This is a genomic window from Echinicola marina, assembly GCF_020463795.1.
GTDB lineage: Bacteria > Bacteroidota > Bacteroidia > Cytophagales > Cyclobacteriaceae > Echinicola > Echinicola marina.
In genome coordinates this window covers 1,197,390-1,222,288 of sequence record NZ_CP080025.1, presented here as the reverse complement: position 1 = coordinate 1,222,288, position 24,899 = coordinate 1,197,390, and the positions used below count along the sequence as shown (strand labels likewise).

The 24,899-nt window shown below is 39.0% G+C and carries 18 protein-coding genes; 17 read left to right on the top strand and 1 reads right to left on the bottom strand.

Annotation, left to right across the window (positions count from 1 at the left end):
* Positions 1-3: 3 nt before the first annotated feature.
* Together asnB (KZP23_RS05030) and KZP23_RS05025 are read left to right on the top strand one after the other, a co-directional pair.
* Positions 4-1,797 carry an asparagine synthase (glutamine-hydrolyzing) gene (asnB, locus tag KZP23_RS05030; RefSeq protein ID WP_226335010.1) on the top strand — a complete coding sequence of 598 codons (1,794 nt, stop codon included), beginning with the start codon at positions 4-6 and terminating at the stop codon, positions 1,795-1,797.
* Complete coding sequence (locus KZP23_RS05025) at positions 1,794-3,023, top strand: glycosyltransferase family 4 protein (protein ID WP_226335009.1); 1,230 nt, start codon at positions 1,794-1,796, stop codon at positions 3,021-3,023. The genes asnB (KZP23_RS05030) and KZP23_RS05025 overlap by 4 nt, the downstream gene beginning before the upstream one ends.
* On the opposite strand, the gene gldB is transcribed toward KZP23_RS05025, so the two are convergent.
* A complete protein-coding gene (gene gldB, locus KZP23_RS05020) occupies positions 2,992-3,990 on the bottom strand; it encodes a gliding motility lipoprotein GldB (RefSeq protein WP_226335008.1) in 999 nt (332 codons plus the stop codon). The genes KZP23_RS05025 and gldB overlap by 32 nt on opposite strands.
* Before the next feature lie 128 nt (positions 3,991-4,118).
* Here gldB and KZP23_RS05015 point away from each other — a divergent pair, with 128 nt between their 5' ends.
* The 15 genes from KZP23_RS05015 to KZP23_RS04945 all read left to right on the top strand — a co-directional run bounded on the left by KZP23_RS05015 (position 4,119) and on the right by KZP23_RS04945 (position 24,814).
* Positions 4,119-5,477, top strand: coding sequence for a fasciclin domain-containing protein (locus KZP23_RS05015; RefSeq protein WP_226335007.1), 1,359 nt, complete (start codon positions 4,119-4,121; stop codon positions 5,475-5,477).
* Positions 5,478-5,543: 66 nt separating this feature from the next.
* Positions 5,544-6,554, top strand: coding sequence for a radical SAM/SPASM domain-containing protein (locus tag KZP23_RS05010; RefSeq protein ID WP_226335006.1), 1,011 nt, complete (start codon positions 5,544-5,546; stop codon positions 6,552-6,554).
* Between the two features lie 336 nt (positions 6,555-6,890).
* Positions 6,891-9,491 (top strand): SLBB domain-containing protein, encoded by a 2,601-nt coding sequence (locus KZP23_RS05005; protein ID WP_449506049.1) that lies wholly within the window; start codon positions 6,891-6,893, stop codon positions 9,489-9,491.
* Between the two features lie 11 nt (positions 9,492-9,502).
* The gene (locus KZP23_RS05000) at positions 9,503-10,582 is read left to right on the top strand and encodes a GumC domain-containing protein (protein ID WP_226335004.1); all 1,080 of its coding nucleotides are present in this window, start codon (positions 9,503-9,505) and stop codon (positions 10,580-10,582) included.
* Between the two features lie 10 nt (positions 10,583-10,592).
* On the top strand, positions 10,593-11,909 hold the full coding sequence (locus KZP23_RS04995) for an oligosaccharide flippase family protein (protein WP_226335003.1): 1,317 nt from the start codon (positions 10,593-10,595) through the stop codon (positions 11,907-11,909).
* Positions 11,866-12,789 carry a glycosyltransferase family 2 protein gene (locus KZP23_RS04990; RefSeq protein ID WP_226335002.1) on the top strand — a complete coding sequence of 308 codons (924 nt, stop codon included), beginning with the start codon at positions 11,866-11,868 and terminating at the stop codon, positions 12,787-12,789. Before KZP23_RS04995 ends, KZP23_RS04990 begins: the two co-directional genes overlap by 44 nt.
* Before the next feature lie 3 nt (positions 12,790-12,792).
* A complete protein-coding gene (locus tag KZP23_RS04985; RefSeq protein ID WP_226335001.1) occupies positions 12,793-13,785 on the top strand; it encodes an NAD-dependent epimerase/dehydratase family protein in 993 nt (330 codons plus the stop codon).
* Positions 13,786-14,354: 569 nt separating this feature from the next.
* The gene (locus tag KZP23_RS04980) at positions 14,355-15,716 is read left to right on the top strand and encodes an O-antigen ligase family protein (RefSeq protein WP_226335000.1); all 1,362 of its coding nucleotides are present in this window, start codon (positions 14,355-14,357) and stop codon (positions 15,714-15,716) included.
* A 311-nt stretch (positions 15,717-16,027) separates the two neighbouring features.
* On the top strand, positions 16,028-17,839 hold the full coding sequence (gene asnB, locus KZP23_RS04975; protein WP_226334999.1) for an asparagine synthase (glutamine-hydrolyzing): 1,812 nt from the start codon (positions 16,028-16,030) through the stop codon (positions 17,837-17,839).
* A gap of 229 nt (positions 17,840-18,068) precedes the next feature.
* Positions 18,069-19,214, top strand: a complete 1,146-nt coding sequence (locus KZP23_RS04970; protein WP_226334998.1) for a glycosyltransferase family 4 protein — start codon at positions 18,069-18,071, stop codon at positions 19,212-19,214.
* 268 nt (positions 19,215-19,482) lie between these two features.
* Positions 19,483-20,214: an acyltransferase gene (locus KZP23_RS04965; protein ID WP_226334997.1), complete on the top strand. Its 732-nt coding sequence runs from the start codon at positions 19,483-19,485 to the stop codon at positions 20,212-20,214.
* Positions 20,215-20,231: 17 nt separating this feature from the next.
* Positions 20,232-21,008 (top strand): 2OG-Fe(II) oxygenase, encoded by a 777-nt coding sequence (locus tag KZP23_RS04960; protein WP_226334996.1) that lies wholly within the window; start codon positions 20,232-20,234, stop codon positions 21,006-21,008.
* Positions 21,009-21,015: 7 nt separating this feature from the next.
* Positions 21,016-22,170, top strand: a complete 1,155-nt coding sequence (locus KZP23_RS04955; RefSeq protein ID WP_226334995.1) for a glycosyltransferase family 4 protein — start codon at positions 21,016-21,018, stop codon at positions 22,168-22,170.
* Between the two features lie 281 nt (positions 22,171-22,451).
* Positions 22,452-23,594 carry a glycosyltransferase gene (locus KZP23_RS04950; RefSeq protein ID WP_226334994.1) on the top strand — a complete coding sequence of 381 codons (1,143 nt, stop codon included), beginning with the start codon at positions 22,452-22,454 and terminating at the stop codon, positions 23,592-23,594.
* Between the two features lie 473 nt (positions 23,595-24,067).
* Positions 24,068-24,814: a hypothetical protein gene (locus KZP23_RS04945; protein ID WP_226334993.1), complete on the top strand. Its 747-nt coding sequence runs from the start codon at positions 24,068-24,070 to the stop codon at positions 24,812-24,814.
* Positions 24,815-24,899: the final 85 nt, after the last annotated feature.

Genomic DNA, 24,899 nt, shown 5'->3' with positions numbered 1-24,899 from the left:
CTAATGTGCGGAATTAATCTAGCGCTAAATTTTCCTCTTAGAGGTCAGGAAGCCATACGGTTAATGATGGAGTCCACACGGCACCGTGGTCCTGATCAATCCTCCTGGAAGTCTATTAATGAGCAGTTGTTTATTGCAGGTAATAGATTAAAAACCGTTGATCTTGGCGATTGGGCCAATCAACCTATCAGTATTGCTGACCAGTATTTTTTGGTATGGAATGGCGCACTTTATAATGCTGAAGAGCTCAGGAATCACTTGCTTCAATCAGGAGCTACTTTTGAAAGCAGGTCGGACAGTGAGGTATTGCTGCGCTGGTTGATGCAAAAAGGGGAGCAGGGACTAGGAGATCTTGAGGGGATGTTTGCCTTGGTTTTTGTGGATAGCCGGAGGGAGCAAATAATTGTTGCTCGGGATAGTTATGGAAAAAAGCCACTTTATTATTATCACCATGGAAGCCAATGGCTCTTTTCTTCAGAAGCTGGGGCCCTGGTTTCCTCAGGTTTGATAGAATGCAGTATCGATGTAGAACAGTATTTACCTTATTTTTATTCCAGGCATGCTTTTCCGGGTAAGAGTTTTTATGAATCCGTGAAGCAACTTGAGCCTGGTGAGATGCTAAAATTGGATTTTGAGGGCAAAATTTTATCCTCCTATAAACGAAAGGAAAAGGTAAAAAAAATAGGAGTAGCCGATAAGGGCCAGTTTAAGAATTTGTTGACCGAGGCAGTTTTAAGGCATTTTCAGGCAGATGTCCCTGTAGGCGTATTGTTGAGCGGGGGGGCAGATAGCAGTTTGCTGCTCCATACCTGGGTGGAGGAAACTGGAATTCCACTGCATACTTTTACGCTTACATTTGAAGACCGGTACTTAAGGGCCTATCCTGATCCAAAATATGCAAAAAAGGTGGCGAAAAAATACAATGCTGCCCATCATGAAGTGGTGATTACCCCAGATTTAGTTTTGGAAAACTGGGGAAATTATTTGGGGGATCTGGATCAGCCAATCGGTGATAGTGCCAGTTTCATCAGCTGGATGATAGCCAAGGAAGCTAAAAAGTATGTGAAGATCTTGGTCAGCGGAGCTGGGGCCGATGAGCTGTTCAGCGGATACAGCAGACATGCTGCATTTAGGTATTTCCTTAAAAATAAAGCGACAATGCTTAAAGTAGCAAAGATGGGAAAGGTTTTGCCTCTTTTGGGCAGGAAGGGTCGTAAGATGGCCCATGCAGTGGATGCATCAGATGATGTGACTTTTTTGAATTTTAGTTCTTTGCAAAGGATACCTAAAAAACATATCGCAGCATTCTTAAAATATTATCCAGAGGATTTGCCCCCCTATAAGGCAGCACTTACCTGGGATAGGCAATATTATTTGGTCAATGATATCTTAAAGATTCATGATAATGCATTGATGTGTCATGGGATTGAAGGAAGGGCCCCTTATTTGGATAAGGGGCTAGTGGATTTGAGTTTATCCCTTGATGAAGAAGTGCATCTCCAATTGAGCAATAAGGAATGGATCAAAGGGCTTCTTGAGGATGCAGGGCTTAAGGAATTGGCCGTAAGGAAAAAGTTAGGATTAGGCTTGCCCATAAAAGAATGGCTGAAGTCCCATGAAGGTTTTCGCGAGAAAGTTTTTAAGGAAATCAGGGAATTTGAGGTTAAGGAAGGGCGAAACTTTCCTGAGGAAATGCTTAACTTAGCTAAGCAGCCAAGTTTATACATTAATGATAGCTTCCTTCAAATCTGGAACCTTTTTGTGCTTGCAGGTTGGTATAGGAAAAAAATAAAATGAGAATCATTTATATTCACCAGTATTTCGTAACTCCCGAAGAAGGTGGCGCAGTAAGATCATACCATCTTGCCAAAGGACTTGTGGAGACTGGTGTGGAAGTAGAAATGATCACAGCCCATTCATCGGGAGAATATGATTTCAAAATGGTGGAAGGGATCAAGGTCCATTATCTTCCGGTAGCCTATGACAATACCTTTGGCTTTGCTAAACGCTCAGTGGCCTTTTTTAGCTTTGTGAGGTTGGCCAAGCAGTTGTTGAAAAAGCTAAATAGACCAGATTTGCTGTACATTACCTCAACTCCTTTGACCACTGGACTGATTGGTTTGTGGGCAAAGCGCAGGCTGGCATTACCTTATATTTTTGAGGTTAGGGACCTTTGGCCGGAGGCACCTGTTCAGGTAGGAGCGGTGAAAAATCCCGTATTGAAAAAGGCTTTGTATAAACTGGAGAAGCGGATTTACCAGCATGCTTTAAAGATTGTTGCCCTTTCTCCCGGTATAAGAAATTATATTGAAAACATTGTTCCTGCTGGTGATATTAGTTTGATCCCCAATTTTTCGGATGTGAAGTTTTTTAAGCCCAGTTTCCAAAAAGATGAGGAATATCTTAAGGAATTGGACTGGAAAAAGGAAGCTTTGAGTTTTGCTTACACGGGAGCTATTGGGGATGTCAATGCGGTGGGTGAATTGTTGGATTTTGCTGAAGAGGCACAACTAAGAAATAAAAATTGGCAATTTGCCATAATGGGTAAAGGAAAAAGATTGGCAGCGCTTAAGATCATAGCAAAGGAGAAAAAGCTGAACAATCTTAAGTTTTTACCCTTTGGGGACAAGGTGGCCGTAAGAAAATTACTATCGGTTACGGATGTGTCCTTTATTTCCTTTGACCATCTTCCGGTGCTTAAAACTAACAGCCCCAATAAGTTTTTTGATGCCATAGCCATGGGAAATGCTATTATGGTGAATCATAAGGGATGGGTTTATAATTTGGTCAAGCGAAATAAGATAGGGGTAGTGTACGATTCCCAAAAAATGGATTTGGGAATCGCAAAAATGGAAGCTTTGGATGCAGACAGGAAGCGGCTCAAAGGAATGAAACACAGGGCAAGTGATCTGGCTGTGTTACACTTTTCGAAAGAGAAAGCCCTCAGCAGACTTCTATTTACACTTGATCCCAAGAAATACCCTTTACCCACTATTGACGAGGTTTATATGCTGATTGCATAAAGATTTTCTTAGCGTCCTTTTCAGTCATTAAGTCTTTAAGACCAATATTATTTTTTTCACTATAGGCATCGACTATATTCCAGCCTACCCACCGTCCGACCCTTCCGGGAGCGTCAGGACTGATCACATCGGTAGCAGGGGCTTCCCCAGTGTATTTTCTGATATTGAAAGGGTTGGTTTCATATATTGCCTCTTCTTCTATTAAGTGTGTCCAAATAAAATCTTCATTGGAATAGCAAGCTGCCAGTTCTGCAGGAGTATAGCCAATAATAAATTTTTCTGGTGTACATGGAAGCATGGATTTGGTAAAATGGTAGGCCTTTCCATAATAGATCATTTCTGCCAAGAGGGTGTTGTCTTGCAGATCTGTTTCATTGAATACAGAAGAAATGGCGGTGATGATCATGGGAACAAGGTGATCCTTATCATATCTTTTGGCAATATATTCAGGCATTTCTGGCGGTTGAAACCGATGGTCATTGGGCAAGAAGTAATCTAATCCTATCACCAGCATATCTTCATCCAGGTAAATGTCGGAAGTAAAGCCACTGACAAAGGTGTAGACTTTGGGAACTTTGAAGGATGGATAAAAGTATTTGATATGTTTGAAGGCAGTTTCCAAGTCTTGTTCTACCTGTCTGATACTGGGGAATTCTGCCGTTACTTCCTCATAAAGTTCTTGCATTAAGGTGTCATTGGGGATTTCGATAAGGGTGGAAATCAGTGCCTCTTTGCTTGGGTACAGGTCTTCTTGTAAGTATTTGGCAGAGAAATCAGGATGGGATTCCAAAAAATAGGAGATGTCTCCTTGACCCTTGGCTTCAAAAAGCAGGTCCTCTAATCGCTCTATTTTTAGGTCTACCTGAACAGCTTGAACTTCCTCGGAAATTTCGCAATTTTGACTTTCCTTTTTGCAAGAGAATAGGACAATTAGTAAAGCAAGAAATAGCAGAGGATTTTTTTTCATGGGAGGGATATTTTCTGGTATTTGAATAAAAGGTCGGGATTTTTTTTAATAGCGCTATATTTGTAAAGGTAAACTTAAGCACGGTATTTGTAGTTTTACAAAAATTCTGTTTAATAAATCACTCAGCTATGCATTTTGGAAAGCCCAAACATTTAAGTGTATCATATGGCCTGTTTTTATTTACAATGGCCATAGGCTTATTGTTGGGCTGTCGGGAGGAGCAAACTATTCCGCCAGATTTTAAACAATTTACCATTACCGAATTTATAAACCAAGACCCTAACTTTCGAATATTGTCGGAAGTATTGGAACAGACAGGTATGAAAGAGGAGCTGGATGGCGACAGGGAGTTTACTTTGTTGGCACCTACGAATAAAGCATTTGAAGAGATCGGGATTCAATCTGTAGATGACAGGACATCAGAAGAGTGGGAGCAAATTGTTCGTTATCATTTGGCCGAAGCATCAAAGAGCAGCGATTCGCTATTGAATAAGATACAGGAGACGATACTTCCAGGATATTTTTGGTTTGTTTCAGAAGAAGAGGGGCAGTTGATGGTGAATTCTGAAGTGAAGATATTGGTCAAGGATATTACTACCTCAAATGGTGCAATCCATGGCCTGGGGCAAGTTTTGGAACCAGTGACTTTGAATATAATGGAGGTTTCCAAAAGTTTGGGATTTACTGTTTTTGTGGAGGGACTTAGGAAAACTGGCTTTGATGAACTGTTGTCTGGAGAAGGGCAATATACCGTATTCATTCCAAGTGATGAAGCTTTTGCGACTTATTTTGAAAAACAGGGTGTTTCGCAAGAAGACTGGCTGTCTTCTACTAATTTGAAGGACTTTATGTCTCTGTTTGTTTTGGAGGGGAAGGTGGAATCGACTGATTTGGTTCCAGGTCCTTTGGAGACAATTGAAGGAGCTTTGATGTATTTTGGCAGGGACTTAGAAGATGGATTATGGATAAATGGCCAGGCGGCCATTATGAATAGGGATATCAATGCCGGAAACGGATTGATCAATCGCCTTGATATGGTTTATACCGCACCTAATAAGTCACTTTTGTTTTTACTATCAGAGAGTAGTACTTCCGCAGATTATTCAGAGTTTGAGGCCGCCATGATCTATTCAGGGCTTATTAATGATCTTGAGGGAGAGGATATTGGCCCACTTACTATTTTTGCACCCAATAATCAGGCCTTCAATGCTTGGTACCAAGAATTAGGTGTGTCAGGTTATTATCAAATAGATGAGACACTTTTAAAAACTACCTTGCAGTACCATGTGGCTTTGGGAAGGGTATTTACCCAGGACTTTAGGGATGGAGACCGGTTGTTTACCTGGCTTGAGGGCCATGAGTTGGAATTGAGCGCTGAAGGCCCTAGGGTAAATCAAGCGGCTTTGGTCAGTGATTATATAAATAAACATGCATTGAATGGGGTGTTTCATGGGGTATCAGTGGTTTTGGATCCAGAGGAGAATTAACCATGTTTTTTAAATGATGAAATACACTGTTTATTTTTATGGTATAATGGAAAATTTAGGAGTTAGATGAACTGGAAAAGTAAATGGAAATTGGGCAAGGCTTATTTGGGCTATCTAACATGGGCAAAGCTGACCAATATTTGTTTACTTTATGTGTCATTTTATTGGTCAAAGATCACCAGAAGTCCGAAGATTAAAGGTTTGCCAACAGCTATGTCCATAGAGCCCACTACAGGATGTAATCTTCGCTGTCCGGAATGTCCTTCAGGCTTGAGGAGTTTTACCAGGCCAAGGGGTATGTTGGAAAAAACTGCTTATCATAAAATCATTCAGGAGTCAGCTAGCCACCTAAGCTATTTGCATTTGTATTTTCAGGGAGAACCTTTTCTTCATCCTGATTTTTTGGATTTGGTGACTTATGCTGATAGGAAAAAGATATTTACGGCCACTTCCACCAATGCCCATTATTTAAATGAAAAAACGGTGGCTAAAGTGGTCCGTTCTGGATTAAAGCAGCTGATTGTTTCTGTAGATGGAGCTACACAATCTGTGTATGAGCGATACAGGATAGGAGGTGACCTGTCCAGGGTCAAGTCGGGTATTGAACTATTGATCCAAGAAAGAAAAGCGCAACAATCAAGTTATCCACAGGTGATTTTTCAGTTTTTGGTAACCGGAAAAAATGAACATGAGATTCCCCAGATACGGCAATTGGCCAAAGAACTAGAAGTGGATGAGCTACAGCTGAAAACAGCACAAATTTATGATTATGAAAATGGTTCTGAATTGATCCCATCAGCACTCAAGTTTTCCAGGTATCTTCCACTCAAAAACGGCAAGTGGAAGCTCAAGAAGGAGATTAAGAACAAATGCTGGAGAATGTGGCAAGGAGCTGTAGTGACTTGGGATGGGGACATTGTTCCTTGTTGTTTTGATAAGGATGCCAGCCATGTCATGGGGAATTTAATACGAGAAAGTCTAAGCCAAGTATGGAAGAACGCCCGCTATAAGGGATTTAGGCAACAGCTTCTTCAGGATAGAAGTCAAATAGAAATTTGTAAGAATTGCTCAGAATAGTAGGGGGGGTATTTTTGTAAAAATTGATTTTTTAGGATTTGTTTAATTAATGAGCATAATAGTTGATAGCGAAATCCACTTCATAATATTCCTAGATTGCTTCCTTATGGCCAGTAGCAGATATTATGGCCGATGTGGATTCATTTGTCAGGATAGTAATGGCCTAATTACTTCTTAAGAATAGGGCTCAATCGTTCGGAATAATTATCTTTACGATGGTTTTCAGTATTCTGCATAAAAGCTTTTGAAAACTATGGATAGCACTCAACTGTGAGTGAGGTGGCGAAGCTGTGTTTTGAGCACAGTAAACTTAAAGTAAACATGAGAATAGATAAGATGATAAAACTTTTAAAGTCAATTCCTCTGGGCTTGATGATGGCACTGGCCCTGCTTTTTGCCAGTGAATCAATGCTCCAAGCCCAGTCTGTTTCAGATATAGCCAATATTAAGGTGGATGAACTTTCGGATGACCAAATCAGGGAAATGGTAAAAAAGGCAGCTGATGCAGGGATCAGTCAAGCGGAGCTTTTGCAAATGGCCAAAGCCAGGGGAATGTCCACCATGGAATTAGAGAAGCTGGCCAAGAGAGTGGAGAAACTTGATGGGCCGAGCACCACTATGAAGTCCAGTTCAAGTACTGCCAGTAGGGAACCTAGGCGACAGATGGACTTAAATGAAATCTTGCAAGGGGTCCTAAGCAATCAAGAGGAAATAGAAGAGCTAGAAGAAATTCAGCCCTATTTTGGACTGGATTTATTTTATCAAAAAGAAAGGAAATTGACTTTTGAGCCCAGCCTAAATCAGGCGACACCAAAAAGTTATGTTTTGGGACCAGGAGATTTACTTTATGTGGATGTATATGGGGCTTCAGAACAGTATTATGAAGCCATCATCACTCCAGAAGGCAGTTTGATATTGGATAATGTTGGGCCAATAAGTGTGGCAGGTTTGTCTGTAGATGCCGCCAGCAAGGTGATTAAAAATCGGTTGTCCCAATATTATTCGGAAATGCAAGGTGAAAGCCCAAGTACCTTTGTTCAGGTTTCATTGGGCAATATCAGGAGCATAAAAGTTCATTTGGTAGGAGAACTAAGGTTGCCAGGGACTTTTAACCTGAGTGCTTTCAGTACGGTTTTTAATGCCCTTTATGCAGCTGGAGGTCCCAATATTAATGGCACCATGAGAAATATCAAGCTGATCAGGAATAATAAACAAATTGCGGTTATTGATGCCTATGATTTTTTGGTGGATGGAAAGGCCAATATGGGATTTCAGCTACAAGACCAAGATGTGATTTTGGTAGAACCCTATGAGTCCAGGGTGAAATTAGAAGGTGCGGTAAAGCGTCCCTTGATTTTCGAAGCGAAAGCAGGAGAAACCCTTGGTGATATTTTGAGGTATGCTGGAGGTTTTACCGATAATGCTTATACGGAGAGAGTAAGTGTGACGCGTTACACCGATAAGGAAAAAGCCGTTTCGGATGTATTTGCTGGACAATATGATATTTTTACAGTAAAAGGAGGAGATCAATATAAAGTAGGTGATGTCCTCGATCGGTATAAAAATCGCGTTCAAATAAAAGGAGCAGTATATCGACCGGGGAATTATGCCTTAACAGATGGCCTGAGCCTATCAAAGTTGATTGATCAGGCCGAAGGGCTAAAAGGAGAGGCTTATTTGAAACGGGCCAGCATTATCAGGACAGCCGATGACCTCAGTACCTCGGTCATCCAAGTGGACCTGAATCAGGTCACCAGCGGATCAGCTGATTTTCAGCTTGAACCTGATGATATCGTCAAGATAGCTTCCATTTATGACTTGAAAGATGAGTATTATTTGAAAGTTTCCGGAGAGGTAAGGAACCCGGGGATTTATCCTTTTTCTGAAGGTATGACAGTGGAGGATTTGATCATTAGTGCTGGTGGCTTTAATGAAGCGGCGTCTTTGGACGATCTGGAGATCGCCCGTAGATTACAGGGTGAGAATGAGGGTGAAATTGCTGAATTGATTTCTGCCAATGTGAATCAAGACCTAAGTATTAATGCTAATTCAACTGTGTTGAAGCCTTTTGATAATGTGATTGTAAGAAGGAAGCCCAATTTTGCCTTAGAAAAAGTAGTTATGGTGGATGGACAGGTCAATGCACCTGGTGAATTTGCACTTCGTGGGGCTGAGGAAAGAATTTCTGATGTTATAGAACGAGCTGGAGGTTTGACCCGCTTTGCTTATCCAAAGGGAGCCACATTAATCCGAAGAACTGAATTCTATAATACCGAGTCAGAAAGACTTAGGAAAGTAAAAAATATGGAAAAGCTTCTTGAAAGGTTAGATGCGGAAGCTACCGACCCTTCAGAGGCGCAATCCAACCAAAAACAAAGACTGGAACAGGAAACCGGAAAAGACAATCAACAGAATTCAAAGCGTGATTTGATCATCAAAACAAAAGAAGAAACCTTAAAAGATATCAGTCAGGTAGAAGGGCCTCAGACAGCCATCAAGATCAAAGAGACAGAAGCTATTGCCATTGATTTGGTCGCTATCATGGAAAATCCGGGCTCAAAGTATGATCTTATTTTGGAGGAAGGGGACATTATTAGCGTTCCAAAGCAACTCCAAACGGTGAGGATGCGGGGAGATGTGATCTATCCGACCACAGTGCGGTATGAAAACAACCGGAGCATGAAATATTATATTGATCGAGCAGGTGGCTTCGAAACCCGGGCTAAAAAGAAGAGAACCTATGTGGTATATGCTAATGGAGAAGTGGCTAGAACAAAAAGCTTTTTGTTTATGAAATCCTTTCCAAAGGTAGAGCCAGGGTCTGAGGTGATCGTTCCTTCTAAAGGGCCACGGGCGCCAATTCGACTGGGAGAAATTATTGGCTTGACATCCGGTTTAGCGACTTTGGTATTGGTGATCACTCAAATAAATCAATAATAAGTAAACTAATGGCAGACCAGCAACATATTATTGACGACAAAATTACTTTTGGAGAACTGGTTCAGAGAGGCAGGGATTGGTTGAAATTCTTTAAAAGCAAAGGAAGGTTTTTATTGATAGCTTTGGTGATTGGTGGTATACTTGGTCTTTTGGCTTCTTGGCTAAAGAAACCAAAATACACGGCCGAGACCACTTTTGTATTAGAGGAGTCTGATGGTGGAGGAATGGGAGGATTATCTGGTTTGGCCAGTTTGGCCGGGATAAATTTAGGTTCTTTAGGTTCAAGTAGTGGCTTGTTCCAAGGGGATAATATCATGGAGCTTTACCGATCAGATCATATGTTGATCAAGACCTTGCTCACCCCTGCTGGGGACATCGATGGACAGCCGTTGGTAGAGCGATACATTAGGTTTCACGAGTTGGATCATAAATGGGCGGATAAGGTGGATTTTGAGCAATTGGATTTTACGGTGGACAGGGAGCATTTTACTGTTCAGCAGGATAGTGTGATGAAGGCCATCGCCAAGATCATCAGGGAGCAGGAACTTAATGTGTCCAAGCCAGACAGGAAGCTGAGCATCATTAAGGTAACCCAGACTTCAAAAGATGAGCTGTTTGCCAAAGCCTATAATGACAAACTGGTGGAGAATGTCAATGAGTTTTATTTTGAAACCAAAACCAAAAAGACAGCTGAAAATGTGGCCATTCTCCAAAATCAGGCAGACAGTCTTAGGCGTGTCCTGGATGAGGGGCTATTGGAATTAGCAGGGATGAGGGATGACCGTCCTAATCCCAATCCGCTTATGCAGCGAGCTAGCGTTGAGGAAAAAAGCAAGCAGGTGGACGTACAAGTGGCTAGTAGTGCCTATACAGAAATTGTAAAAAACCTCGAGATTGCCAAGATCAATCATAGAAATAGTTCTCCATTAATTCAGATTATTGATAAACCGAGATTTCCACTTACAGAAACAAAACTTAAATGGTACATAGGGATATTCCTAGGAGGTATAGTTGCATTTTTTATAGCCCTTCTATACCTCTATATTTCTAGGCTCTATCAGGCCAATATTAAGGAATCAAAGGACTAAGTAGGAATTCATGCTAGAGCGGTTTACATCCCTTAGTTTTTCTCAACTGATAAGGCACAAGTCTATTCAGAACTTTATTTTTTTATTGTTCATCCAATCTTCCAATATCCTTATTTCATTGATGGTCATGCCACTGTTGATCCAGTCCATTGGGGTAGATCAATTTGGTTTGGTGAGTTTGGCCATTTCTGTAATATTAATAGCCAATGTTTTTGTAGGTTTTGGATATAATTTGAGTGGTCCTCGAGAAGTAGCCCTCAACCAAAAAGACCAGCAGGCTTTGTCGGATATTTTATCCAATGTGATCTTTAGCAAGTTGTTGTTAGCCACTGTGGCCACGCTATGTTTGGCTGTAGCTATATTGGGCTTTGATCTGTTTCCGGAATATCAGGTCATTTTGATTTATTCGTTGCTGATGCTTTTTTCGGAGGCCACCTTGCCGGTCTGGTTTTTTCAGGGTTTGGAAAAGATGAAGTTGGTTTCTGTGGCCAATGTTTTCAGTAAACTTCTTTATCTACTAGGAATTGTACTGTTCGTTCAAGCCCCTGAAGATGCTAAATGGGTGAATTTCTTTTTTGGAGGATCGGCACTATTGATTAATTTTTTTTTACTTGCCTATGTCCATATCGAGCTTGGGATAAGGCTTTATCATCCAAGCTTGGGAAGGATATTCAGGTCATATCGCAATAATATTTATCTCTTCCTATCAGCCTTGACATCTCATATTTCAACCAATGGAGGTATTGTGATTTTAAGTTTTTTTGCTTCAGCTCCCGTCTTGGGGATGTATAGTTTGGCAGAAAGGGTCAGCATGGTTTTACGGATGTTTCCCACCATAATCATCCAGGCCGTATTTCCTAATGCAAGTAAACTCTATCAGAATGATAGGGAATCATTTTATCGCTTTCTTAAAAAAATTTATAGGACAGCTCTTTTTTTGGCAATATTGATTACCATTTCCACTTATGTGATGGCTCCTGTTATCGTTAAAGTGCTTGCGAAGAGTCAAATGCAAGAATCTATTGCGTTCCTGAGGATATTGGCTTTTGTACCGCTTTTTGGCACCATTAATATCGCCAATATGGTGTTGATTTTGGTTATGGATCAAAAAAAGATCCTGTTCAATTCCTCTTGGATATTCTGTTTTTATATGATAATAACAGCATCAGTTCTTTCATATTTATTTAATGGAATAGGATTGGCATATTCCTTGTTATCAACCGAATTGGTTATATTTGCCGTTTGTTCAGTACTCATACATAAAAAGAAACCGGATATTTTTAATGAATTTTACAGGAGAGCCTTCGGTAGCCATTATTCTGGTTAATTGGAATAGCTATACCCACACAAGGAATTGTCTTATATCACTTAGGAAAGTCTCCTATGGTAATTATAAAATTATAGTGGTGGATAATGCATCATCTGATAAATCAGGGGATAGGCTAGAAAGTAAATTTGAGGAAATAGTACTGCTAAGGAATGAAAAAAATCTCGGGTTTACTGGTGGAAACAATACTGGGATTAATTTTGCACTGGAAAATGGCTTTGAGTACCTGATGCTCTTAAATAATGATACGGAAGTTTTGCCTGATTTTTTGAGCTTAATGATGGAAAGAATGAAAGCTGATAAAGAAATTGGTGCCATTCAGCCTAAATTTTATTTTCTAAATCAGAAAGAGCGAATATGGAATGCTGGGGGACGTTTTCACCCTTTTTTGGGGTTAACTCAAACGATAGGAAAGGATGAACCCAATAAGGCAAAATATGATCAATACAAAGAAGTAGATTGGATCACAGGTTGTTGTTTTCTTGTGCGGTCAGAGATTATTGAGAAAATTGGGGGGTTGACAGATAAGCTGTTTATCTATTATGAGGATGTGGATTGGTCATTTAAAATCAGGGAGTTGGGTTATAAACTGTACATAGAACCTTCTTCTATTGTTTATCATGAAGCAGGCATGTCCCATAAGAAGAAAGAAAAGGGTAAAGAAGGGTATTTAAACCCTATTGTCCATTATTTAAATGCAAGAAACCATATTTGGTTTTTGAGGAAATATATACCGTGGTATTATTCAGTTCCGGTAGGTCTTTATAGTTTGTTCAAGTATGCAGGATATTTTGCTTATTTTCTAGTGAGGGGAAGGTTTATAAAAATCAAATTTATGTTTCGAGGGCTTAAGGAAGGCCTCTTTTTAAAAGGTATATAACAAATGAAATCTATTGTAATTACAGGTGTCGCTGGATTGTTGGGGTCAAGACTAGCTGATTGGCTAATTGAGCATAAAACTGAGTACAAAGTAATAGGAATTGATAATTTAATGGGAGGATATCTCTCTAATGTCAATCCAAAAGTTGATTTTCACCAACTTGACTTAGCTACGGACGACTTGGAAAGTATTTTTTCCGAAAATGAAATAGAATATGTTTATCATTTTGCCGCCTATGCGGCCGAAGGCTTGAGTCCCTTTATTCGTAAATTTAACTATCAGAATAATTTAATTGCAACTGCCAATATTATCAACAATTGTATCAAATACAATGTGGGTAGGCTGGTATTTACCTCAAGTATGGCCACTTATGGAGTAGGGAATCCTCCTTTTGATGAGGATGACCAGCCAGCTCCTATAGATCCATACGGTATTGCAAAATATGCCTGCGAAATGGATATAAAGGTGGCAGGAGAGCAACATGGATTGGATTGGTGTATTATCCGGCCCCATAATGTATATGGAATCAACCAAAATATATGGGACCGATATAGAAACGTTTTGGGAATTTGGATGTATCAGAAGTTGAATAATGAACCGTTTTCGCTTTTTGGCACCGGAGAACAAAAAAGGGCTTTTTCATATATTGATGACATTCTACAGCCCTTGTGGATTGCAGCTAGCTCAACTGAAACATCAAAACAGATTATCAACTTAGGAGGAACGAAGGAATATTCTCTAAAAGAAGCTGCAGAAACCTTGGCTGAGGTGGTAGGAGGGCACTCCATAAAGCATTTTGAGGCCAGACATGAAGTGAAATTTGCATTTGCAACCTATAAAAAATCTCAGGATCTTTTAAATTATAGTGATCATATTCCCTTGAAAGATGGCTTATCTAGAATGTGGGACTGGGCACAAAAACAACCCCATAGAGATCGTTTTACATGGGAAAAGTATGAGTTGGATGAGGGAATGTATTCTTTCTGGAAGAAATAGGTCATTGATGTCTATAGGAAATATTAGTCGGAATGCTTGGATGGATTTGATCAGGTGCCCCAAACAGCTGGGAAGCTGATGTTAACTGGGCAATATTTGGTTTCTGAAAGCGGGAAAAATATCCCATAGTGAATCTATTCCTATTCTGGTCAGTAAAGAGAAAAGCCTATTCTTCATAATTTGGAGATTTGAAGAAATAGCAATAGGGAATTCCTTAGAAGCTGGGACTGTATTTGCTTGGGCTTTGGTGTATTTTTTATGGGTTTTTTAAATATTTTTTATGTTCGGATTTTCCTTAGGTTAATTAGAACCTATGCTTTGTTCTGGATGAAGTACTTTGATTACTTTACAAAGTGCAGGCAAAGTACTTTGGAGGGAGCATCATGGATTTACCTTATAGGCAGAAAGTCAAATGAGCGAGTGTTTTCTGATGATGAATTGGTAAAGGAATATAGATATAGACGAGGGTTTACAACGTACTTTATGTCAAAGAATTAATATAATCCCGTTTGAGAATAATAATTAATTAAGTGCTTTTTTTAGCGGTCATATTATATGTCGTTCCTTTAATGTCAATTACGATTGATAGGATTGTTTTTAAAGGGAAATGGGAGTGGGCTATTTTCTTTTTCATACTTTATTTGCCCTTTTATATATCTATATTAAGCATCGTCTATCAGGCAACTGGATCTGTCTTTCTTGTCAATTTATTTCAATATTTGAAGGAAGCAGTGCTGTTGCTCACATTGGGATCTTATGTTCTTTACCAGCGAAACGTCTTCGAGTATAGATTCAGGATCCAATTGATCGACAAGTTGTTTTTGAGCTTTTACGGTTTATGTTTTCTGTTTTTGATTTTGCCTGTAGGTGAAGCTGATTTCATTACAAAAGCCAAATACTTCAAAAATGTCCTGATTATGGGCCTTATGTTTTTCCTCGGGAGAAATACCTCGCTTGCTGACCGGGAATACCGTTCGGTATTTGTGATGTTAATGGGCATATTTATTTTGGCCTTTGGACTGAATATTTTCGAAAAAGTCGCCCATATCCATTTCCAAAACATTAGTGGCTATGCTCTTTATAATCAGGCCATCAATAATGTTGAACCTTCTGGAAATTATGGGCTTACTTGGACATTTGAGACTCAAACGACGGGGATGCGCTTGGCATCATTTTTCTCAGATCCATTGGATTTGGCCAGTTCTTGTTTATTAGGATTTTCAGTGGCTCTTATTGGATTTCTCACCTCAAAGAGAGAACAATCATGGTTTTTTATTTTAGTGATGCTATGTGCGATGGGAAGTTTGATGTTCACAGCTTCCAGATCTTCTTTCGCTTCCTTCTTTATCATGCTGTGTTTTATAGCTGTTATTTTCAGGCTTTACAATCTTATTAAGTTTGGGATAGGGCTTTTTGTCATTTTTGTAATTTATGTGATAGGTTACGCTTCAGATGAGTTTTACTATTTTGTATTGGATACTATTACGTTTGAAAATGCCTCTAGTGTAGGACACCTTCTTGCGTGGATAGAGGCCTTTAACCAAATGGTTATCGCCCCATTTGGATCAGGACTGGCCACAAGTGGAAATGCTACAGGCGTTACAGATGACTTAAGAATTGGCGGGGAAAACCAGTATTTGATATTTGGGGTTCAATTAGGCGTGTTGGGAATGTTACTGTACATAGCTATTCTGGTTGTTGGAATATGGGTATCCGTACGAGCATTTAGAAAAACAGATAATATTCATTTAGCACGAATTGCCTTTGTAGCGGCTACGGTAAAGGTAGGACTACTTTTACCGCTTTTTACAGCCAATGCTGAGCTATTTGCGTTCGTGTCTTGGGTGAGTTGGTGGATGGTGGGACTGAGTGTAAAAACTTATGGCAAATGTATATCCGATGGTAATCTACCCGTACTGACAAGTCAATAGTCAATATACCAAACAACAAAGTAAAACTTTGTATTATTAATCATTTAAACCCGGATTATGCATTAGCAATCGTAGTGAGGGCTGAAAATGCAAGAAAATCAGACTGTTTGGAGACTGAGGCATAGCACCGCTATGGTGAAGTCGAAAACAGCAGCAAAGCGACTGATTTTAAAGTATTTTCAGTCCGTAATAGATAAGCTAATGCATATTTCGGGTTAAATGGCGATTAGTTTAGAGGATAAGGGCTAATGAAAGGTCAGTTTGGATCGGAAGGAAGTTAGTCGTTATTGAAGAGAATAACATGTAATTTTATGTGTGGAATTTATATGACTAATATTCCCTATGAAAAAGAAAAAATTAGGGATAAGTTAGAAAAAATTAATTTTAGAGGTCCAGATAATTTAGGGATAGAAAAAATCAATAATATTTCTTTAGGACATCTTCGTCTTTCTATTATTGACCTGAATGTAAGATCGAACCAACCATATAATTTCAAAAATTATTATATAACCTACAATGGTGAAATTTATAATTTCAAATCTATTCGTGATGAGTTGATTACATTAGGATTTTCATTTGAAACATCAAGCGATACAGAGGTACTGATAAAAGGATACTCCGTTTGGGGGAAAGATTTATTAGACAAGTTGAATGGGATGTTTGCTTTTGCAATTTATGACATTGAAAGGGAAGAAATTTTTTGTGCTAGAGACAGATTGGGCGTTAAGCCATTTTATTACTATTGGGAAAATGGTGTTTTTGAAATATGTAGCCAATTGAGCCCTTTAATAGAAAAGAAGGCCAAAATTTCAGAAGAAGCCATTAGCATATATTTAGATTATGGGTACGTTCCAAGTCCATATTCTATTTTAGAAAACACCTATAAGCTTTCTCCGGGAAATTATATGATTATTGATCTGAAAAAGAAAACAAAAACTATTTCAAAATATTGGGACCTTAAATCAATAGAAACACGAGACATTTCTTATGAGCAGGCAAAGGAAGAGCTTCATGAACTTCTCAAAGATGCGATAAAAATTCGAATGCAGTCAGATGTCCCTCTTGGAGTGTTTTTATCCGGGGGAATAGATTCATCATTGGTTGCTGCAATTGCCTCTAAATTATCAGAAAAGCCTATTAATACTTTTACCATTGGATTTGAAGATCCTAAATACGATGAAAGTAAGATTGCCCAACAATTTGCTGAAATAATTGGTTCTGATCATAGAAATTCCATATGTAGAGTAGAAGATGTTTTAAATATGCTTCCGACCTTGATAAAGGCTTATGACGAACCTTTTTCGGATAATTCAGCATTACCTTCTTTATTGTTAAGTTCCGAAACGAAGCGATATGCAACCGTGGCACTTTCAGGAGATGGAGGGGATGAAAGTTTTTTAGGATACACACATTTTGATTTATTATATAAATTCAACCAAATTAAGATCATACCATTATTTGTCAGAAAAATATTAGGCAGATTTCCATGGCATAGGTTGTTTAAAAGAAGACCCGAAACCATTAAGGGAATGTTAGGAGCAAAAAGTTCTGATGATTTTTCATGGAATCTCTTTATGAGGAATGATTCCTTACAGAAAGAAAGAAAATTTCTTTGGGAAAAATATTATAACGGCTACAAAGTATGGGCAAAAAGTTCTATTCAAAGAATGGCAGATTTGAATATAAAACTATGGTTAGAAAATGATAGTAATGTAAAAGTGGACAGGGCAAGTATGGCATTTTCTCTGGAAGTGAGAAGTCCTTTTTTAGATTATCGTATTGTAGAATTTGCGAGAACTTTGCCGGTGAAATATAGGTATGATGGAAAAATAAGAAAGAAAATCATTAGAGATATATTGTCTAACTATATACCGGAAGAAGTGTTTGATCAACCTAAAAGAGGATTTATAGTCCCCATGGATAAATGGCTGACAAGCGAGTTAAGACAAGATGTCGTAGAGAAATTAAATGATGATTTTTTAAAAAAGATACCTAATTTGAATGTTGCGAAATTTAAAAATAAAATGAATTTACTTTTAGATGGAAAGTATGATTATTCACATCTTGTGTGGAGACTGTATGTTTTGGCGCTGTGGTATAAAGAATACGATTCCAGATCATAAATGGTACCAATTGTACAATCAGAAAGGTGATCCAGCGTGGATCTTGCCAAGAGAAGTTGATAAGATTTCTCGCAAAAATCGTCTCATTTGATAAAGGTTTCCATTAGACTTGTCCATAGAGAACTTGACTTAAGACAGACAAAGGTGATTAAATTAGGGTTATTCAGTAACTAATCGCCTATTTAGATTCAAGTACTATAGATGGTCAAGATGGATAAACAGACACAAGTTGAAAAGAAGTTTAAAATCAAAGGATAGGAAAAAAAGAATCCTTGTTGACATCTATTACCTCCATGTTGCACAGACAGGAATCCGAACATATACTGAGGCGCTGATCGAGAGTGTGCAAAGTGCTGTGGATCCACAGTTTGAGTACATAATAAGTCCCTCTTATGCTTCCATAAAATCAAGTACCTTCTTTAAAGGCAAAACCCCCAAATGGAAAAACCTGCTGTATCAGCTACTCTATTTTTTGCGAAAAGCAGTTGTGCTGCCGATTTTGACGCATTGGCACAGAAGTGATCTGGTATTTTCGCCCGATATACTTTCGCCTCTTTGGTCTAGGGGAGTGAAAGTATCTGTTATTCACGATGCGGCTTTTTGGGAAAATCCTGACCACTATAATTCCTACTGGCGCAGGTACTTCTTGGCATTGCTTGATTTTTCCCTTCATAGAAATGCCCAAGCGGTGACCATTACCGAATACTCCAAAAAACAGCTTCAAAAATACCTAGGTATCCCTAGACTGCCAGTCCACGTGGTCTATCCCGCTACCAATGTGGTCGCCAAACCGACCCTTACATCCGAAAGACCGCTTTCATCTCCTTACTTCCTCCATGTCGGGGTCATGGAAAAGCGAAAGAACCTGGTAACATTGGTCAGGGCGTATGGACATTTCCTAAAAGAAACCGACAAGACGGATATAAAGCTAGTATTGGTAGGGCAGCGGGGGCCCAGGAAGGAATTGGATGACTATGACAATGTCATTCAGGAAGTGGATCAGTTAGGGTTAGGGGATCAAGTGGTTTTTCCGGGTTTTGTAAGCAGGGAAGTATTGGAAAGCTATTATCAGCACGCCTTTGTCTATATTTTCCCATCTTTGAATGAAGGATTTGGGATGCCCGTGCTAGAGGCATTTTCTTACCAGCTACCTGTGATTATCTCCCAGCAGGGTGCCCTGATGGAGGTGGGGGGGGATGCAGTGATCTACCCTAAAGATCACACGATGGAGGCTTTTGCAGAGGTGATGGGGCGCGTGGTGGAAGACGTTCCGCTAAGGAAATCACTGATCGAAAAAGGGAATAAACGACTTATCCGATTTGGAGGCCAGCGGTTTTTAGATGATTTGGAGGAGTGTTTTTTAAGGATGCTGTAGCGTTGTCCCTTTGATAGAATGAGGAACAGTTACTTACATCTGTTACCAGGCTTTCAACCGAAGTTTTTCGCACTTAAATTGAATAAATAGTAGATAATGTTCGCTTCATCAGGTAGCATATAGAATGACAGAATTTCCATGAAACCTCAGGGGAAAAGCGTTACAATTAAGAAATTGTCTTAAGACTTGATACTATATAGTTATTTTCAGTCTCAATATAAATAGTAGAATATTATTTTCTCCACCACAACCATTCAACGTATTTCAGATGGCAAATTTTATCCAGCAATCCATTACAAAAATAACCGGACTGGACTTATCTGACCGGTTTAATAGAGACTGGGACAGCCTTTCCACCTTAGCCGTATTGCTGCGCATGACTGTGTGGTTTGTCCGTGGGAGTTTCCGCAGAATGTGGTTCAGGTCTTCCAAAGGAATGTTGCTGATCGGAAAGCGAGTTACCATCCGTCAAGCCCGATACCTTTCCGTTGGCAAGAATTTTATCGCTCAGGATAACTGCGAGATCAATTGTCTTTCCCAAAAAGGCATCATATTTGGAGATAAAGTTACAGTAGGTAACTATGCCATTATCCGTCCTACCAACCTCTATGGGGGAGAACCTGGTATCGGACTAAAAGTAGGGAATAACTCCAGTATAGGCCATTATGCATATATCGGCTGTTCTGGATATATTGAAATTGGTGATAACGTGATGATGTCACCCAGGGTAAGCATTTATTCCGAAAATCATAATTTTGACGACACCGAAAGCCCGATGATGGAACAGGGGGTGACCAGGTCCTTTGCCAAGATAGAAGATGATTGCTGGATTGCCAGTAATTCCATAATTTTGGCCGGAGTGACGGTGGGCAAAGGGTCAGTGGTAGCTGCCGGAAGTGTGGTGACCAAAGACGTACCGCCTTACTCTATTGTAGGTGGAAACCCTGCCCGCATCATCAAAAGTCGGAAAATAAATCCAACATCAACCAGCCAAGTCTAAAGCAAACGAAAAGAAAAATGATCAATTTTGAGCAACTGGAGAATAACTTAGAGGGACTAAGGGTCAGCTATTTGGCAGCCCATCCCTATCCACATCTGGTCATAGATGATTTTTGTGACAAAGCCCAGTTGGAAGCCGCTTATCAAGCCATTCCAGAACTGGACAATAAAAGTAGGGACTATGTTTTTGCAAATAATAAGTTTGAGAAGTCCAATTATAAGGAAATATGCCCCGAGTTGAGAGCCTTATATGAGGATCTAAGTTCCGAAAGGTTTAATAAGATTTTATCTTTTATTACGGCAAAAGAGGTGTTTGTCGATCCCAAAAATCACGGAGGAGGACTCCATCAGGGTAAAAAGAACAGCTTTTTGGACATGCACTTGGACTTTAACTACCATCCTATCCACAAAAATTGGTACCGGGAATTAAACCTGCTTCTTTACCTCAATAAAGACTGGAAGCCGGAATACAAAGGAGGGCTCAAAATCCGAGACCTTAGGACCGATGAGGAGAAGGAATTGGGTGTGCCTTTTAATCGGTTGATCATTCAACAGTGTGGACCTTATACCCTGCATGGTTACGATATGACCAATTTTCCCGATGGAAAATACCGAACGTCCATCGCTACCTATGCTTACCAAGAACACAAGATGTTTATAGAAAAACCAAGAACAACTGATTGGTTTCCCAAAGAAGATAGCTCCTATTTCAAAAAGCTATTTGCTCAAAATTACAATGCCCTCGTGCAGATAAAAAATAAACTTTTTGGAAGTGGCACCGCCAAAAATCAATAACAAAGCTTTGCATAAAATATTAATAATTCACAGTGCTGCCGATTTATACGGGGCAAGTAAAAGTCTTGTCAGATCTACGATGGCGGCTATGGAAGCAGGAATGCAGCCCATAGTAGTTTTGCCTTACGAGGGACCTTTAAAAGATTTAATCGAACAATTAAACGTGACAGTAATTATACTGGATCATGGAGTTCTAAGAAGGAAAAACCTTTCCCCTTCAGGTTTAGTTGCATTGACCGCACAACTCATTAGAGCTGGACGTAAGCTTCTTAAGTTGATTAAGGAGGAAAACATTAAGCTTATTTACACTAACTCCAACGCTAATGTTATTGGAGGTATTATCAGTAGGGTGTCTGGAGTAAAACACGTATGGCATATACGTGAAATCATTGAAAATCCTAAATGGTTTAAGTACATGCTCCATTATTTTATTAATTATACTGGTGATTTAATCATTGGAGTTTCGGGCCCTGTTTTGGAAAATATGAAGCCTAATGTTCAAGAAAATAAGCTGAAATTGGTTTACAATGGTATTGACTACCAGCCTTTCAAGGAAATTCATTCTGATCTTAAAGCTGAAATAGGTATTTCCCAAGACACCATTTTGATTGGAATGATTGCTAGGGTACATTTTTGGAAAGGACAGACCTACTTTTTGGATGTGGCAAAGCAGCTTGCTGATAAATATGATCATATTCATTTTGTGATGGTGGGAGATGCCTTTACGGGATATGAATATCTATACGATGAAATAAAATCCAAAATCAAAGTAAATGGACTCGAAGGTAAGGTAACGGATTTGGGTTACCGCATAGATATTCCAAATATCATGAGTGGCTTGGATATCTTTATGCTTCCTTCCATTCTTCCAGATCCCTTGCCAACCACTGTATTGGAAGCCATGGCTGCTGGAAAGCCAGTGGTGGCCACCAATCATGGTGGGGCAATGGAAATGGTATTGGATAGTGAAACCGGTTATTTGGTGCCTTGGGACAATGCTCCTAAAGCGGCAACAGCCTTTGAGCAATTAATCGAAGATGAAAACTTAAGAATCACTATGGGAAATGCTGGTCAACAAAGGGTGATCAAGGATTTTTCTATTGAAGCTTATATTCAAAATATGGGGAAAGTGTTTGAGGGTGTACTGGGCAGGAAGTCTTGAATAATAAATGGTAAGCTAAAAGCTGTTTAACTGCTATTTGCTTAGCGGATGATTTCGTATGACTAAACCGGGGTCATTAGTTACAAGCTAAGAAATAAGCAGCCTGAGCAGTTAAACAATCCCAAATCTTTATTGCTGAGAAGGAGGTTACTTTGCATTTGGCCTTTCGACCAGCGAGGAGACCTCAAAGATCAAGTGATCTTCACGGAAAGTTCCTATTACACGAATCTCAAATCCCAGTTTATCAGGTTTTCAGTCCAACAATTCAACAACGATCATACATGAGTAATAAACCTCTTAGAGTAGCCATTTTTGGTGCCAAAGGATATCCCTATGTTTATGGGGGCTATGATACCATGGTCAAGGAGTTAGGAGAACGTTTGGTGAAAAAGGGCGTAAAAGTAACGGTTTACTGTCATCGTTCTTTGTTTAAGGAGAGACCGAAGCAGGTCAATGGCATAGATTTGGTCTATATGCCGGCCATTGAGTCCAAGTCCTTTACCCAATTGACCCATTCCTTTTTCTCCATGATCCACGCCTGCTTTTCGAGTGCTGATGTGATTTTTGTGGTGAATAGTGGAAACGGGCCATTTGGCTTGATCTCAAAACTATTCAGAAAACCTACCGCCATCAATGTGGATGGTCTTGAGTGGCTTCGTCCCAAATGGAAGGGTTTAGGAGCCAAGTATTTTTACTGGGCTTCAAAAATGGCTACCAAATTCTATGATCAGATCATCAATGATTCTGATGAAATGCAAAAGGTCTATGAGGAGCTTTTTCAGGCTTCCTCTAAGGTGATAGCTTATGGTTCCAATCCAGGCTTAAAAGCAGATTCAAAATTAATTGAAAAATGGAATTTGGAGAAAGAGGATTACTACCTGATTGTAGGAAGACTGGTGCCTGATAATAATGCAGATTTGATCATTGAAGGTTTTATCCGATCCAATACTAGAAGAAGATTAGTCGTAGTGGGAGATGTTCCTTATCAGGACAGCTATGCAGAAAGGCTAAAGGATATTCCAGATGAGCGTTTGCTTTTCACGGGGTATGTGAAAGATCCACATGAGTTGGCAGCCTTGTATCAAAACTGTTATGGCTATTTTCATGGACATGAATATGGTGGAACCAATCCAGCAATGTTAAAGGCCCTAGGTTATGGTTGCGCAATTCTTGCCCTAGATACTAGGTTTAATCAGGAAATGCTCCAGAATGGAAAATTTGGCTGGTATTTCGAGAAGGATAAAACTGATGTAGGAAAAATTGTGGAAAGCGCAGAGGCCAATCCTGAAATGATGAAAAAATTAAGGGAAAATTCTCAGCAGGGATTAACCAAAAAATACAATTGGGATCATGTAACTGATCAATATATTGCAGTATTTCAGGACTTGGTTTACAAAAAGGGTAAATTCAGATTAAAACATTAGCCGTTACTTTACGTAGTTTTGATTAGAGGGTAATAGATTTAATCTTAATATCCGAAATTGCATCAGGAAAGGTTAAAAGTGAATTGAAATAATTGTTTTGACTAATGTAAATTACTTTAGTTTTTAGATTTCATATTCCGACCACTTGGGAAAAGGATTTAAGATTATTGGCATTATAGCGGATAATCAGATAAATTAAATAGATTACTTGGGAATACATTTAGAACTATTATATTTAAGTTATGTCATGGTCCAAAAGAAATATTTCCGTAAAGCATTCTGACTCTCCTTTAACAAGTAAGAGGGTAAAGGTAATGCTAAGCAATCCAGCAGATGCCTCAAAATTGGCTAGAGCAATTCGGGCAAAAAGGCATAATAAGAGTGAACCATTTACATTAAGCCAGCAATCTGAAACTCTCCTGAAAAAGTAGTTATACATTTAATGTTTTAAATGAATTTAGCCCTTTCAACTTTTGTACTTTTTATACTTCTTTTACCAGGGATCATTTTTAGAAGATTCTATTATTCTGAGGAGTTTTCTAAGGAGAATTTCAAGCAAAATTTTTTCGAAGTATTTGTTTCTGCCGAGTTTAATATTTCATTCAGCATGGTATTTTGGGGTAAAAGAATTTGGGTTTTATGTTGATTTGAATATTCTTACGAATCTTTTATCAAACTCACCAAACCCCAGCTCAATTGAAAATATAGAACAGCATGCGGTCAAGGTTTTTTTCTATAACTTTTCAATGCTCTTAATGGCAGCTGCCAGTGGACATTATTTTCAAAAATTAGTTAGGGTAAGAAAATGGGATAGAAAGTTTAAGCAATTAAGATTTCAAAATTCATGGCATTATATTTTAAAAGGGGAGTTTTTCGATTTTCCTAGGTCAGCATTTGATTTGGAGGTTGATACTGTTGAGAGGATAGAAATTGTTTATGTAGATGCAGTTGTAAAAATAGAAGAGGGATCTATCATTTATGATGGTATTCTGGTTGACTATGAATTGTCGAAGGATGGAGGTTTAGAGACTATTAGCCTAAAGGAGGTTCATCGAAGGTATTTGAAAGATGATAAAACTCAAGCTAGTTTTGACCATAAATATTATGAAATTCCTGGACACATTTTAATACTGAAATACTCAGAAATTATTAACCTTAATTTTTCCTATTATAAAGTTATTGAGGAAAATGGAAGCTATAATATAGAATTGGTCAAATAATGTGATAGTAAATGGCTTCTTAATTAATAGAAAATCAAGGAGAGAAGTTTCTTCTAACTCTTTAACTCTCCCTTGATTACATCAC